The 15,069-nt window shown below is 43.4% G+C and carries 13 protein-coding genes; 12 read left to right on the top strand and 1 reads right to left on the bottom strand.

All coding sequences use genetic code 11. From position 1 onward, the window contains the following. The first annotated feature begins 61 nt into the window (after positions 1 to 61). The 9 genes from MHI51_RS22285 to MHI51_RS22245 all read left to right on the top strand — a co-directional run bounded on the left by MHI51_RS22285 (position 62) and on the right by MHI51_RS22245 (position 8,089). Entirely contained in the window at positions 62 to 379 is a 318-nt protein-coding gene (locus tag MHI51_RS22285; RefSeq protein ID WP_036682958.1) for a helix-turn-helix domain-containing protein, read from the top strand. A 211-nt stretch (positions 380 to 590) separates the two neighbouring features. Further along, positions 591 to 1,316, top strand: coding sequence for a hypothetical protein (locus MHI51_RS22280; protein WP_076204958.1), 726 nt, complete (start codon positions 591 to 593; stop codon positions 1,314 to 1,316). A 270-nt stretch (positions 1,317 to 1,586) separates the two neighbouring features. Beyond that, positions 1,587 to 1,880, top strand: a complete 294-nt coding sequence (locus MHI51_RS22275) for a hypothetical protein (protein ID WP_076218895.1) — start codon at positions 1,587 to 1,589, stop codon at positions 1,878 to 1,880. 27 nt (positions 1,881 to 1,907) lie between these two features. Then, positions 1,908 to 2,300, top strand: coding sequence for a hypothetical protein (locus MHI51_RS22270; RefSeq protein ID WP_081387696.1), 393 nt, complete (start codon positions 1,908 to 1,910; stop codon positions 2,298 to 2,300). 383 nt (positions 2,301 to 2,683) lie between these two features. Continuing rightward, positions 2,684 to 3,379: an iron-sulfur cluster repair di-iron protein gene (gene ric / locus MHI51_RS22265; RefSeq protein ID WP_405174071.1), complete on the top strand. Its 696-nt coding sequence runs from the start codon at positions 2,684 to 2,686 to the stop codon at positions 3,377 to 3,379. A gap of 149 nt (positions 3,380 to 3,528) precedes the next feature. After that, positions 3,529 to 4,239, top strand: a complete 711-nt coding sequence (locus MHI51_RS22260) for a hypothetical protein (protein ID WP_076218893.1) — start codon at positions 3,529 to 3,531, stop codon at positions 4,237 to 4,239. 229 nt (positions 4,240 to 4,468) lie between these two features. Further along, positions 4,469 to 6,892 (top strand): nitrite reductase large subunit NirB, encoded by a 2,424-nt coding sequence (nirB, locus tag MHI51_RS22255; protein ID WP_076218892.1) that lies wholly within the window; start codon positions 4,469 to 4,471, stop codon positions 6,890 to 6,892. Positions 6,893 to 6,924: 32 nt separating this feature from the next. Further along, the gene (nirD, locus tag MHI51_RS22250) at positions 6,925 to 7,245 is read left to right on the top strand and encodes a nitrite reductase small subunit NirD (protein ID WP_076218891.1); all 321 of its coding nucleotides are present in this window, start codon (positions 6,925 to 6,927) and stop codon (positions 7,243 to 7,245) included. A 52-nt stretch (positions 7,246 to 7,297) separates the two neighbouring features. Further along, on the top strand, positions 7,298 to 8,089 hold the full coding sequence (locus MHI51_RS22245) for a formate/nitrite transporter family protein (RefSeq protein WP_076130683.1): 792 nt from the start codon (positions 7,298 to 7,300) through the stop codon (positions 8,087 to 8,089). A gap of 179 nt (positions 8,090 to 8,268) precedes the next feature. Here MHI51_RS22245 and MHI51_RS22240 read toward each other — a convergent pair whose 3' ends face one another. Continuing rightward, the gene (locus MHI51_RS22240) at positions 8,269 to 8,994 is read right to left on the bottom strand and encodes a Crp/Fnr family transcriptional regulator (protein WP_036682945.1); all 726 of its coding nucleotides are present in this window, start codon (positions 8,992 to 8,994) and stop codon (positions 8,269 to 8,271) included. A 422-nt stretch (positions 8,995 to 9,416) separates the two neighbouring features. Here MHI51_RS22240 and MHI51_RS22235 point away from each other — a divergent pair, with 422 nt between their 5' ends. Genes MHI51_RS22235 through pgmB form a run of 3 tightly spaced genes read left to right on the top strand, consistent with a single transcriptional unit; the run spans position 9,417 to position 14,673 of the window. Continuing rightward, positions 9,417 to 11,723 (top strand): glycoside hydrolase family 65 protein, encoded by a 2,307-nt coding sequence (locus MHI51_RS22235; protein ID WP_405173264.1) that lies wholly within the window; start codon positions 9,417 to 9,419, stop codon positions 11,721 to 11,723. Continuing rightward, entirely contained in the window at positions 11,720 to 14,002 is a 2,283-nt protein-coding gene (locus MHI51_RS22230; protein ID WP_076278118.1) for a glycosyl hydrolase family 65 protein, read from the top strand. The genes MHI51_RS22235 and MHI51_RS22230 overlap by 4 nt, the downstream gene beginning before the upstream one ends. A 32-nt stretch (positions 14,003 to 14,034) precedes the next feature. Next, the gene (pgmB, locus tag MHI51_RS22225) at positions 14,035 to 14,673 is read left to right on the top strand and encodes a beta-phosphoglucomutase (RefSeq protein ID WP_405173263.1); all 639 of its coding nucleotides are present in this window, start codon (positions 14,035 to 14,037) and stop codon (positions 14,671 to 14,673) included. Positions 14,674 to 15,069 lie beyond the last annotated feature (396 nt).

Raw genomic sequence — 15,069 nt, 5'->3', positions numbered from 1 at the left:
AAATGTGTTAATATTATATATACTAACTAATAGTAAGTTTCGCTAGTGAGAGGTGAGAACAATGGAAGAACATCAAATTTCGATGTGTCCCAGATTTGAGACAGCCTTCTCTTTCTTAGGCAAACGTTGGAATGGACTTATTATTCAGACATTGATGAGTGGACCGAAGCGGTTTAAAGATATTTCCGGCCTCATTCCTTCAATGAGCGATAAGATGCTGTCCGAGCGGATGAAGGATTTGGAAGGTGAGGGTATTCTGGTTAGACATGTATACCCGGAAACACCTGTGCGTATTGAATATGAACTAACAGACAAAGGCCGTGCGCTGGAGCCTGTTATGCAGCAGATTCAGTCTTGGGCTGAGAGCTGGGTAGAGTAGAAATCAAAGTCGTGTTGTGGCCCTTTTTCCTGAAGAACGGAGGAGGGCTTTTCAATTTTCAAATAAAAACCTTGCACAGATCGAAAAAATCTGTAATATAATAGAAAAAACGTTGTATGTTCCTTGCATGGAAACGCTTGCAATATTGGTTTTTGCTCAAATCTACTCAGCTGGAGTACAGGCATAGCAAAACTATTAGGAGGCGAGGGAGATGAAGACCACCCTGTTTTCCCGGGAAATAACGTATGGAAAAAAGGATGTTGCTGAGCTGGAGAACGCTTCGATCAAAGTACAGCTCATCTATGACAAGACGTTGTTCATGCTGCATAGCCATCTTCCAGATTCCTTATGGGATGCGTGGATTGGCGTGCCTTACAGCATTATCTCTTCACTCTACAAAGGCAACAATGATAGCGGGACTATTTTTCAAAAATGGATTCAAAGTCCTTCTGGCTGGAAATGTATCGGCTGTGAACGGCATTGCCTGGAGTCGACGGAACCTCTTCAAGAAGTGAATGTGGCGAGTAATCAACGACAATATAAGTTCCATAATGGCATTCGCCAAAGCATGGTGCTACAAGCCCTAATTTGGTCCATGTACGAGAATACCGTATTATTCAAACCCTTTTTAGGGGATGAGCCCTTTTTTGATGAAGATGATTTGCATACGATATCCTCTTATTTCGTGCCAACTTACCTTAATGATCTACGTCTTCTGGAGCAGTCTAAGCCTTGTAAAGAGTACAAAGATCAGAATATACAGATTTATCAGGAATGGATAGCCGCCCCTGACCTTGTCCTCAAATGGAACGGAGGCCTAACAGAAGGCAGATGGATGACTGGTGTTTATATGGATCACTCCCGCTTTGCTGGTTTAGGACCTTATTTGAAGGACGCAAAGGGTAAGCGAACGTATATGCAGGCTTATGTTCAATAGAAGATACAGATTTTAGTGTCAGGTCGATTGTGGAGATTTATCTCCATGATTGACCTGTTTTTGTTATCTGCTATTTTCAGGGCAGTAATTAGAATTAAAAAATTAATAGAAAGGATTTAAAGTAAAATAATGGGAAGTTAAGCCGATATATAGGTTAGATACGCGCTCCTTTTACTTAAGTATTTAAAGATAAAATAGTACATAAAGATCTGGAATGATGAGTCGAAGAGTGTAGCACATTGGATGGTCTAAGTGTAAGAACTGGAGGTCATGAATGGCAAGCTTCATATTGGGAGAGGGCATTCCTTTTTGGCAAATGGGGAGTCTGTTCAAGCGGCAGGAAAGCTAAAACTTAATAATCAGGGACAGGTCCGAAGCATATCTAACTTATCCGGTCACTATACTCCTTCAATTGAGCAAGCAAAATTATTCTCACAAGTTCTTGAGCAAATAGGGGTGAAAACTAAAAATGCATGGCTTGAAATATACACCATAGAAACAACTCCTTCAGGTTACGTTAATACAAATGAACTTGTTAAGATTTCTAGTATTCAGATAAAGTAGGTGATGAACGTGGAAGAGATAAAACAGATGAATAAAGATATTTTTAAAGGGAATTTATTAAAAACTATTGAGGAAATATCAAGAAAGAAAGGATTGATTTTTACCGATTGTAAATTTGTTATAGAGCCTGTGAAAGAAAAAGACAAGCCGCTAAACGGTGCAGATGATATGATGAGGCTAAACATTTTAAGTGAAGAAAACATTGGGAATAAGCAATTAACGCTGGATAAAACTATAAATATACTTTGTGGACTAGAACCATTAGTACCAATATGGATAGATGTAATCTTCATTGAAATGAATGAAGACACGGCTATTTATAAGTTGCGGTGCAGTTTAAGGTTTAGAAAGCCGACTTTATTAAGAAATGCAGAAACTGGACACGCTCCTTTTAAGGCTGTAACAGAAGAAACTTTTTAAGTATTGCTCAAGTTTCTTCTTTTGGTGGGGCTACCGAGTGCCTAAGTAATCTATTATTCAGCCAATAACACATATAATACCTGTATAAAATTTCGTCATTTCGTTTGTACATACAATAATGCTTGGTAATTTTAACCTAAAGTACGCTAAAGCGTTATGTAAACAGGTTGATTGTGGTCAGAGATCACCATAATTGACCTTTTTCGTTCAACAAAGAGATACAATTTTCGTGAGTACAATCACAAGTCAAAAGTCCTTTCAGGGTTAAGGTGAACAGGTAGAAAAGATTTTTTTCAGAACCTGATCACATATCCCGAGGAGGAACTATTATGGAAACTAAACTACCTAATGATAGAATTTCGGATTTACAGCATACGCAATCGGTGCAACCTGGATTTACTCCAGATGCCCTGGTAAAAGATATTGTGCTGCAATTCCCAAAAGCTGCGGATTATTTCAAGTCCAAACGGATTGATTTCTGCTGTGGAGGCGCCAAACCTCTTGCTGAAGCAGCTGTAGAGCGTGGACTAGATCAAGAGATGATCATTAGTGATCTCAACAAGCTGTTCGAGGAATATCCGGTACCTCAAGAAGAACTCGCATGGAACACAGCACCTTCTGCAGAGTTAATCGAGCATATCGTGAGTAAACATCACCATTACCTGCGGGAAGAGCTGCCCCTGATTAGCCAAAATGTAAGCAAGGTATACCGGGTTCATGGCGGAGATTCCCCCCATTTAGAAGAGTTATATAGTTTGTTTAATGCACTTAAGGAAGATCTGCTTCAGCATACAGCTAAAGAAGAGGAAGATGAGTTTCCAAAATTATTAGCGTATGATGCCAATCCAAGTGAAGAAGGGCTGACCATACTTCGCGAGGCATTAATTGAACTCGAGAGTGAACATGACACAGCAGGCGATATATTGAGACAAATACGCAAAATAACAGCTGATTTCACCCCACCGGCTCATGCTTGTACAACCTATCGTTTGACTTATGCCCGGCTAGAGGAGCTGGAGAGCATGACTTTTGAACATGTTCATCTGGAGAATAATATATTGTTCCCTAGATTCCAGTAGAAAAAATGAGTTTCATAGAGTCCCTTAGGGGACTTTTTTTATATTTGAGAACAAAGCTTATTTACGTTATTCTTAAATAGACAGTATGCATAACTTACTACAAGCCTGAGACGCTGTGTGGTCATTAGGCGGGACAAGGCGGTGTCACTATGCCCACGAAATATATGTGGAGGTTGTTACTAGGATTAGTCATCGTATTCATAATAGGTGGGTGTTCCACTCTTGCTGACATTAATAATGAAGGGAATAATGGCTTAGCAGGATCAGACGGGCCTACGCTTTCGCTTATCGTTGCGGGAAATGACTTGCTTACCAACCCTTTGGACAAGCAGCTTAGCGAGAGCTACAGAAAAGGGATAACGATCTTTGACCTACTGAAAGGTAGTGGGAAGGCCACCTTTTCTGAGGATAACACAAGCATTCTAACGGTAAATAATATTTCACTCGGTCCAGGAATGAATTGGGAGCTGCAAATGGATGGGGGGACCATTGGACCTGAGGATTGGGGTCGAACAGTCGGGCATGAATCAAAATTAGTAATTACGGCGATGTCTAAGGAACAAGAAGAACCCCTTCAAATTGTGTTGTTGACCGTGAATGGTGGAAGTGAGCAAGTGAATTTGAATCATTCATATGTTATGGGATTTACTGAAGATTTAACAGTGAGAGGTTTGTTGAAGAACAGCAGTGTGGTGCAGTTAACCGAAGACAACAAAAAGGTGTTATCCATTGGTGATTATACTCCTCTTAGCAATGAAGTTTGGAAGATGAAGGTGAATGGGAAGCAGCTGCTTGAGAATGGAATGGACATGAAGCTTAGAGTGCAGGATGAATTGGAGATTTTATTGGCTATACGTTAAAAAAAAGTACATAAATGCCAGATCTACGGTTGCTCAGAACCCGTGATCTGGCTTTTTTTATTGGAAGTTATAACCTAATAAAGTTGCCTTACTTTTATGTGAAAACATTCACATTTAATGTGACTGTAATCACAATCTCTCTTAAATTTTGAAATGTATAATTCCATTATGTAGAAGAGAAGTTGAAGCAAAGTTCAACAAACGGATAAGAATGAGGAGGCACCTAACCATGGCAGCGAAGAGAGAAAAATTAGTATTAGTCGGCAACGGTATGGCAGGCATAGGTACGCTAGAGCAAATATTGAAGCTAGGTGGAGCTTATGACATTACGGTCTTTGGAAGCGAACCTCATCCCAATTATAATCGGATCATGTTGTCCTATGTTCTCGAAGGGAGCAAAACCATCAACGATATCATCCTAAACGACTGGAATTGGTATGAAGATAACAACATTACCTTGCATACAGCAACAACAGTTACACGAATTGACGAGCATTCTAAGCAAGTAATTGCGGATAACGGTATGGCTGTTTCTTACGATAAAGTGATTATTGCAACGGGTTCGAATTCATTTATTTTACCTGTACCTGGTTGTGATAAGGAAGGCGTTGTGGGTTTCCGGGATATTGCAGATTGTGATGCAATGCTGGCTGCGGCTAAACAATACAACAAAGCGGCGGTAATCGGCGGGGGTTTACTTGGCTTGGAAGCGGCAAAGGGTCTTGTGAACCTTGGCATGGACGTTACTGTAGTGCATCTGATGGAAGATCTAATGGAGCGCCAGCTGGATCGTAATGCCTCCTCTATGTTGCAAGCTGAGCTAGAGCGTCAAGGCGTGAAATTTGCCATGGGCAAACAAACAGTAGAATTGACCGGGGAACAGAGAGTAAGTGGATTACAATTTAGTGATGGCACTTCACTTGCGGCTGATTTTGTAGTTATGGCTGTAGGCATCAAACCGAATATAACTGTGGCAAAAGAAAGCGGAATTGCTGTTAATCGTGGGATTGTAGTGGACGATTATCTGCAGACCTCTATGCAAAATGTATATTCCATTGGCGAATGTGCCGAACATCGCGGAGTTTGTTACGGATTAGTAGCTCCGCTATTCGAGCAGGGGATGGTTCTAGCTAAACATCTCTGTGGAAGCGATACAAACCCATATGAAGGTTCTGTTGTCTCCACCAAATTAAAAATTTCCGGTGTGGATGTATTTTCTGCAGGTGAGTTTATGGATTCCCCTGGACATACTGTAATCTCAAGCAAAGATGAATGGAAGCGAACCTATAAGAAAATTCTGCTCAAAGACAATGTCATTGTTGGTGCAGTCCTGTTCGGCGATGTGACAGAGTCGGCTAACCTGCAAAAGTTAGTAAAACAAGGCGCTGTAATGACCGATGAAATTTATACAGAGGTTATGAGTACGGGCTGCTGCGGAAGTGGAGCCAAAAAGAGTACATCCGTAGAAGCGATGGCGGACGAAGAAATCGTTTGTGGCTGTAACGGGGTTACGAAAAAAGCGATTGTGGATGCGGTCATAGAAAATGGTTTTACTACTGTGGACGAAATAAAAGCATGTACAGGAGCGACGCGCTCTTGCGGAGGTTGTAAACCGGTTGTAGAACAAATTTTACAATTTGTCCTGGGTGATAGTTTTGAGCAGTCTGCCAAGCAAGGAATTTGTAGTTGCACAACGCTTAGCCGGGATGAGATTGTTGCTGAGATTACAGCTAAAGGTCTTAGTACTACTAAAGAGGTTATGCATGTACTGGGTTGGAAACAAGAGGAAGGCTGCTCTAAATGCCGTCCGGCGATTAACTATTATCTGGGGATGATAAATCCGGATACACATCAAGACGAGAAGGAATCACGCTTTGTTAATGAACGTATGGGAGCCAATATTCAGAAAGACGGAACCTATACCGTTATTCCACGCATGTACGGCGGGGTAACGACACCGGAGGATTTGAAGAAAATCGCTGATGTCTCCCTTAAATATGATGTGAAAGTTGTTAAGGTGACTGGTGGGCAACGCCTGGATCTAATCGGGGTGAAAAAAGAGGATCTGCCGAAAGTATGGGAAGAGCTCGATATGCCATCAGGTTATGGTTATGCTAAGTCGCTACGTACCGTTAAGACTTGTGTGGGTTCACAGTTCTGCCGTTTCGGCACACAGGATTCGCTGGGAATGGGCGCGCTCATAGAACGTAAGTATGAACGTCTTGATTTTCCTGCCAAGTTTAAAATAGCTGTCAACGGCTGCCCGCGTAACTGTGCGGAATCCTGTACGAAGGATATTGGCATCGTCGGTAATGATGGCGGTTGGGAAGTGTTTATCGGTGGTAACGGTGGGATCAAGCCACGGATCGCTGACTCCTTTTGCAAAATAAAGACCGATGAAGAGTTGATCGAAGTGTGCTCCGCTGTGATGCAATATTACCGTGAGACCGGCAATTATTTGGAGAGAACCTCCGAGTGGGTTGAGCGTATGGGACTTGAGCAGATTCAAATGGTCATTTTGAATAATGAAGATAACCGCAAAGAGCTGGCCGCACGGATTGACTTTGCTCTGACTCAGGTTACGGATCCTTGGAAAAAAATGCTCAATGACAGCAGCACTCGTACTGCGCTTTTTGAAGAAACAAGAGTCTAGCGGATATAACGCACACAGAAGGGGAGAGACCAATGAATAAGACCACACAAACGTATGCAATAGGATCAGTACAGGATTTCCTGCTGCAAATTGGCCGCGTAGTGATTGCTGGAAATGTTGAACTGGCTGTGTTCCGTGCCTCTGACGGAGCCATCTATGCAGTAGAGAATCGCAGTCCTCATCCTAAGGGGGGCCCGCTTGCTGAAGGGATCGTGTCAGGTCACTATCTGTACGATCCACTGTACGATTGGAAAATCGATCTGCGCACGGGTGAGGTGCAGGCACCAGACCAAGGTAGTGTGGTGACTTATCCAGTCACACTGGACGGAGAGAAAGTTACAGTGAGCATGTAGACACCGAAGAGTGTAGTAATAGATTTAATAGAAAACGGTGGGGTGGAGTATTATGTTTACGCAAAGTGTGGAGAGCATCGTAGAGACGGCAGTCAGTAAGCGGGACAAAATGAATGAAAGCTTGCCAAGATATTTTCTAGCAGCCCTATTGGCAGGTGCTTATGTAGGCATTGGGATTATCCTTATTTTCTCCCTAGGAGCACCGCTAGCGGCTGCCAAATCTCCCTTCCAACCGCTTATTATGGGCACATCCTTCGGCATCGCCCTGACGCTTGTAGTATTTGCAGGCTCAGAGCTGTTTACCGGGAATAATATGTTTTTTACTGTAAGTACACTGGCAGGCAGAACCAGTATCTGGGATACCGTTAAGAACTGGATTCTTGTATTCATCGGGAATGTGGTAGGTGCAGTGATTTTAGCACTTTTAATTCGTGGGACTGGGTTGTTCAGTGCTGCGCCGCCGGAGCATTTGATTTTTACAGCTGCTGCTAAAAAAATGAGTCTCCCGTTCTCTGAGCTGTTTTTTCGTGGAATCCTATGTAACTGGCTGGTCTGTTTAGCGCTATGGATGTCCTCACGCGCTAAAAGTGAATCTGCTAAGCTAATCTTAATCTGGTGGTGTCTGTTTGCCTTTATCGCAAGCGGATATGAGCATAGTGTGGCTAATATGACTCTGCTTAGTGTTGCTGTGTTGCTTCCAAATCATCCGGAAACCATTACGATAGCTGGATGGCTGCATAATATGATCCCTGTAACTTTGGGGAATATCATTGGTGGAGGCGTATTCGTCGGTATGGCCTATTGGGTGATCTCACCAGTGCGTGGTGCTCGCAACAACCGTTAAGATCCATTTTTAATTAACTATATTAGAGCTGAACCGATCTTGGGTTTAGCTCTTTTTTTGTTGAATATAAAAAAAAGACACCTGCATTAGGCGCCTTGGACCACTCTATTTTATATTATGCAGAATAATTGGGTCATGTATGTTTCATTGAGGTGAATAGAGGGTATATTATAACGGAATTAGATCCGGCAGATTTCGTTCGGACACAATTCGCAGTGGCAAATTTCTTGCAGCATGCCAAGGTCCTTGATGACAATCATACCGTTCTCATACTCAACAGCATCTTTTTTACGCAGGTCGCTCAGCATCCTGTTAACACTTTCACGAGTGGCACCGATCATGTTGGACAAATCTGTATGCGTAATTTTTTTGTTGATAAGGATATTCTCACCGTCGCTGCTCTTCTCACCGTAGGTGTTGCCAAGACGAATGAGCGTGGAGCAGAGTGCACCTGGTTTGCCGTACATCATTAGATCACGGAATTTAGTTTGGGTGAGACGGTGATGAATACCCATCCATTTCATAAAGTCGATAGCAAAGTCACAATGTTGGCAGATGAGAATTTCTAGATCCTTTTGTTCGATGACGCCAACTTCACTTTCTTCAATCACTTCGGCTGTAAAGCTATGCTTAGTGCTGAAGAATGGATCTGCTTGACCTACCATATCACCAGCTTGATACATATAAAGAATGAGTTCTTTACCTTCATCAGTAGATTTAGTTAATTTCACACGTCCACGTTTGATATAAAACAATTTATCCGAGTAGTCGCCTTCCCAGAATAGATGTGAACCCTCTGGAACTATGCGCTCTTTCATTGTAACTAGAAGTCTGTTGAAATTCTGTTCGGAGAAACAGTTTGTATTTCCGTGGGCTTCGATAACATTGTAATGTTCTTTTAGCATAATCGACATCCCCTTTATTCCCTCAGTTTTTCAGTAAATTTTAAATTAATTATACCTTGAAAATCCCTCGAATTGGTTATAAAAAATCGTTTAAAAGTGTCGAATTTTCAACATTGTGATAAATTTCACTTCTAAAGTGTTCGATGTAATATTCTTTTTAACTAAAAAAGAGTAAGTGATCTCACGTTTATGATATATGAACAGCGGCTATCCATTATTCTCAAATACTGGGTTAATCGCTGTTTTTTTGCGTCCCCGTTAGATTGTAACATATAACACAGTTGAAATTCATGTTCAAGAAATTAGTTTTATCTCAACTCCGTATAAATGCACACATCTTCATTACGGTCGGACATTGGCTCTACTGCTATGCAGCGATATCCTGAAATTGGAGCAAAAATCAGGAGAAGGAGAAATCATAAATGGCTAAAGTAGCAGACAAATATCTTAAGGTTGATCCGTGGGCAATTATTGAAGAGGGCTTTGATCCAGAGCGAAATCGGACTTCGGAATCTATTTTTTCATTGGGTAATGAATATATGGGTGTACGGGGATATGCAGAGGAAGGGTATTCAGGTGACACCCTGCAAGGAAGTTATTTTAATGGATTAAATGAACAATTGGATATTGGCAATCACTACAAAGGGATTATTCGCTCGCTGAGATATATGGTGAATGCAGTGGACTGGCTGTATACACGTCTATCTGTAGATGGTGAACAGCTTGATTTAGCAAAAAGTAACGTAACGGATTATGTGCGTAGGTTGGATCTTCGTAAGGGTACGTATCGGAGAGAGCTAATCTGGCATCTAAACGATGGCAAGTCACTAAAAGTAGTCTTTACACGTCTGGTCAGCATGACTATGTCTCATTTGGGGTTGCAGCGGGTGGAATTTGAACCCCTTAATTTCTCGGGGAGCGTGGACATTTGTGCAGGTCTTGATTTCGGCATTATTCATGAAGAACGCGGCGAATGTATGTGGAACAGTCTCCGCAGCGGAGTAAGTGGAGCGTCCTCTGCTATTATGGCGAGTACAGTGAATACTGGGAATAAGCTGTTCTCAAGCTTTACCTTACAATCCTCGCAGCCGTTACAGCTCACTGCTACTGAGAGTGATAAGTTTATTGGACAAAATTTCACCCTCAACCTTACGAAAGGAGAAGTCTCCTATTTTACCAAACTGGTTATGAACTATTCGGATAGTGATTCTGCCCATACAGATGAAGAGCTGTGGAGCAAAGGTCAGTCTCTTGCTGAAACCGCAAGCCAATTGACGGATACTCAAATAATCGCTGATCAGACAGCTTATTGGAAGGGCATCTGGGAGACAAGTGATATCCGAATTGAGGGCGATCCTGAGAATCAACAGGGTATTCGTTTCTGTATCTTCCAGCTTTATCAGACCTATCATGGCGATCATCCCGGTTTTAATATTGGTGCCAAAGGGCTGACGGGGGAAGTATATCGTGGGTTGGCTTTTTGGGATACAGAATCCTATTGCTTACCGTTCTATATGTTCAATAATCCAAAGGCTGCCCGGAGCTTATTGGAATTCAGATATAAAACATTGCCACAGGCTATGCAGCGCGCTAAAGAGGTGGATTGTGAGGGAGCTTGTTATCCTATTGCTACTATAGATGGAACAGAAAGCTGTGATCTCTGGCAGCACTCTAATCTTCAGCTTCATGTAGGGACTGCTGTTTCTTATGGGATTTGGCATTATGTCAAAAATACCGGTGATAAAAGCTTCCTGCATAGTAAAGGGGCTGAGATGCTGATTCAGATCAGCAGATTCTATGCTACACGTGGTCAATGGGGGCAACGCAGCGGGGAATATGGTTATTTTGGCGTAATGGGTCCTGATGAGTTCCAATTGATGGTCAATAACAACTGTTACATTAATCTGATGGCTCAACAATCTTTTGAATACACCCTAGAGACTCTTCGGGAGATGAAAGAACAGGCTCCTGCTGCTTTTGCAGCTGTGGTAGAGAAAACAGAACTTCATGACGAGGAACTCACCGATTGGGAAAATAAGGCGCAGCATATGCGGATTCCGGTTGACGAAGTGACAGGAGTTTATGAAGAGCATGATGGGTTCTTCGATATGCCACATATTGATATTCATTCGATTCCGGTAACAGAATTCCCATTATATTCGAACTGGTCATATGATCGTTTGTATCGCTATGACATGATTAAGCAGCCGGATGTACTTATGTTTATGTTCTTGTACAGCGGACAATTCTCTAAAGAAGCGAAGCTGGCGAACTACGAATACTACGAGCCTAGATGTATTCATGAGTCTTCGCTGTCACCTTCGATCCACTCCATTTTGGCAAGTGAAATCGGCAAACCCGAGGAAGCATATTCGTTTTTTGAATTTGCTACTCGACTGGATTTAGACAACTATAACCGCAATACCCGTGAAGGGCTGCATACTACCTCAATTGCTGCTGCTTGGATGAATATTGTTTACGGCTTTGGCGGAATGCGTTCGGATGGAGCGCGTCTGTCCTTTCAGCCAACCCTGCCAGAACGCTGGGATGAATATAGCTTCCAAGTGTTGTATGAAGGAGTGCTTCTGAGAATTGTGGTGGACAAAAATTCAGTAACAATCACTGCGGTTAATGGTGGAAGTACCGAAATTATAGTGTACGGACAGTCGATTAAAGTGGATGCTTCCGGGAAGACGCTTCCGCTAGGCGAAGGGATGCTGGCAGGATGAATTGGACCGCAAAGGATAGTTGTTTTGATAAACAGCTGGTGACGACAAACGGTAACAAATATATGTTAGGCAACGGCTACATGGGATATCGCGGCACACTGGAGGAATTCAGCAAAACCGAGCTAGTAGCTGTCACCCTCGCAGGTCTATATGACAGAGCAGGAGACAAATGGAGAGAACCCGTTAATGCCCCTAATGGATTGTTGACCAAGATTTTCTGTAATGATCAGCTCTTAAGTGTGCTTGACCGTGAACCGGCCGCTCATACTCAGGAGCTAAATATCCGAAATGCCATTCATCATCGGAGCACTGAATATGCTGTATCTGACGGAGGGACGTTGACGTTTACCGCAGATCGATTCGTAAGCCAGGATAATCTTCACTTGCTCGTTAGTAAATACTCTATTCGCAGCACACAAGACTGCCGAGTAGTCATTGAGACGGGAATTGACTTAGATGTGTGGGATATCAATGGACCTCATCTCTACGGACAAACGGTGCAATTGAAGGACGAGGTGCTGATCTCTTCATCTGTCAGCGGAGAATTGAAGATTCCGGTTGTTGTGGCGGAGAGGGCGGTATTCAGTTTTGGTGAGGAGCTACTGGAAGATGGGGCTGCTGTTCGCCGGATTTCTTTTCATGCCCGTGCGGGTGAGACGTATGAATGGTTTAAGTGTGTAGCAGTCTATACTGGACTTGATGCTGATCAGCCGGAGACGGAAGCTGTTAAATCTGTCCATGCTGCTGAGGCGCTGGGTTATGAGGCGTTATTTAAGTCTCACCGTCTGATATGGGATGAGAGATGGTCACACAGTGATGTAATCATCGAAGGTGATGAAGCTGCCCAATTTGCCTTGAGATATAGTATCTATCAGCTGTTAATCATTGCGCCTACAGTTTCGGAGAAGGTGTCTATTCCAGCCCGGGGATTATCGGGTCAGGTATATAAGGGAGCTGTATTTTGGGATACGGAAATGTTTATGTTGCCGTTTTTCCTGCACAGTGATCCTAAGGTAGCGCGGAACTTGATGATGTACCGGATTCATACATTGGATGGTGCACGCCGTAAGGCAGCGGAATATGGATTTTTGGGCGCATTTTATGCTTGGGAAAGTCAGGATACGGGAGACGATGCCTGTACTTTGTTTAATGTGAATGATGTATTTACAGGCCGGCCGATGCGCACCTATTTCCGCGATAAGCAGGTTCATATCAGTGGTGACGTTGTGCATGGGATCTGGAAATATGTTCAATTCACAGGCGATGAAAGTCTGCTTACTAGTGGAGGAGCAGAGGTGATCTGGGAATGCGCTCGCTTTTTCTACTCTTACGCTTACTATAATTCGGTTAAACAGCGGTTTGAGATTCTGGATGTTACAGGTCCGGATGAATATCATGAACGTGTGAACAATAATGCTTTTACGAATGCACTGGTTAAAGAGACGCTTGAGATTGCCTTGCGTACGGCAGCTTTGCTGCAAGAGAAGTATCCTGAGGATTACAGTCAATTGTCCGCTCAGTTTAGCTCAGGGCCATTCCTAGAGGAGTTCAAAACGATGCTGGATAGCTTTTATGTTCCACAGCCTGATCCTGCCAGTCTTGTTATTGAACAATTCGACCGGTACCTCACCTTGGAGGATGTAGAACTAACAGAACTGAAATCACGTGTGCTTAATAAAAATGAGTATTTTGGCGGCGGCAATGGCTTAGCTACCACCACAACCATACTTAAACAAGCAGACGTTGTGTTGATGCTGAATTTGTTCAAGCACTCCTTTAGCAAGGAAGTGAAACAAGCGAACTGGGAATTTTACGAACCGCGTACGGAACACGGATCAAGCTTAAGCCCTTGTATCTACGCTTTGGTAGCTGCTGATATTGGTTCACCGGATTGGGGCTATCCGTATTTTATGCGTACGGCTACCGTCGATCTCACCGGCGAATCTAAGCAATATGTAGGGGATCTCTACATCGGAGGGACTCATCCGGCTGCGAATGGTGGTGCTTGGATGGCGGCGGTTCTTGGCTTCGCTGGGTTGGACTACGATGGAGGGGTTGTGCACATCAATCCATCTCTGCCGAAACATTGGCAGTCCGTTCAGCTTCCGGTTACCCTGCGCGGCGATACCATCCAACTGCGGATTAGTAAGGATGAAGTCACTGTGATCACAGCTGCTGATTACAGTGGAGACTTGGTATTCTCGGTGCAAGGCGGAGAAGGTAAGTCCTGCTCTGCAGGTGAGACCCTTCGACTGGCCTTTGACGAAACGGGATTATAAATATTAATACACAACGGAGAGGAAGCAAATCAATGTTGGAAAATATGAAAGGCGCCATCTTTGATCTGGATGGCGTGATCGTAGATACAGCCAAATATCATTATTTGGCGTGGGCGAGTCTTGCAGATGAGCTTGGCTTTAAATTCACGGAGGAGGATAACGAGCGGCTTAAAGGTGTGAGCCGGATGAGATCGCTTGATATCCTGTTGGAAGTGGGTGGCCTGGAATTTAAGGAAGTAGAGAAGCTGGCAATGGCGGAGAAGAAAAACCGCCTGTACGTAGAATACATTTCTCGACTCGAGGAATCGGAGCTGCTGCCTGGAGTGAAAGAATACCTGACAGGAATGAGATCACGTGGGATTGGGATTGCGTTAGGTTCAGCCAGTAAGAACGCTGAGTTTATTTTGAATAAGCTGAACATTACAGACTTATTTGATGCAGTTGTTGACGGCAACAAAGTGTCACTAGCCAAACCAGACCCAGAGGTGTTCCTGATCGCGGCTCAGGAGATAGGCTTGCAGCCGGATGAATGTGTTGTGTTTGAAGATGCTGAGGCAGGCGTTCAAGCAGGTAAAGCTGCTGGGATGAAGGTTGTAGGTATCGGCAAACCTGAGGTGCTGAAGGAAGCTGATCTGGTCGTAAAAGGATTGTATGAGCTGCTGACAGACTAAAGCTCTAAATGAACATGGGACCGACTCCAAAGTAGCGGATGATTTTGGGGGCGGTCTTTTTTTTGTGCAAAGTCTCTGTATTTAGCTAGCTCTGACTGTCTATCGGACCTCATAGTCGCTATTAGCTGCAAATTAAGTCATTCAGATAGTTAGTCTTAAGCTCAGACGGTGATCGGACCGTATAGTCGCTATAAGTAATAATCCGGCTCATTTGCGATCCTATCGGACCCCATAGTCGCTATTGGCTCGAAAAGTCCTCGTTTCGCGCATGTTTGGAACGAATAACGCCTCTGGAGTCCGAACCTCCCTGTAAAAGCCAAAAATCATCCCAATAGCTGCATCTGAGTCCGATAGCTTATCATGAAAATAGTGTGTGTTGGAATGCAAAACGCCGAA

Source organism: Paenibacillus sp. FSL H8-0260 (assembly GCF_045040625.1).
GTDB classification, from domain to species: Bacteria; Bacillota; Bacilli; order Paenibacillales; family Paenibacillaceae; genus Paenibacillus_AQ; species Paenibacillus_AQ odorifer.
Note: the sequence above shows the minus strand (reverse complement) of the source record. Positions and strands in the feature narration are given on the sequence as shown.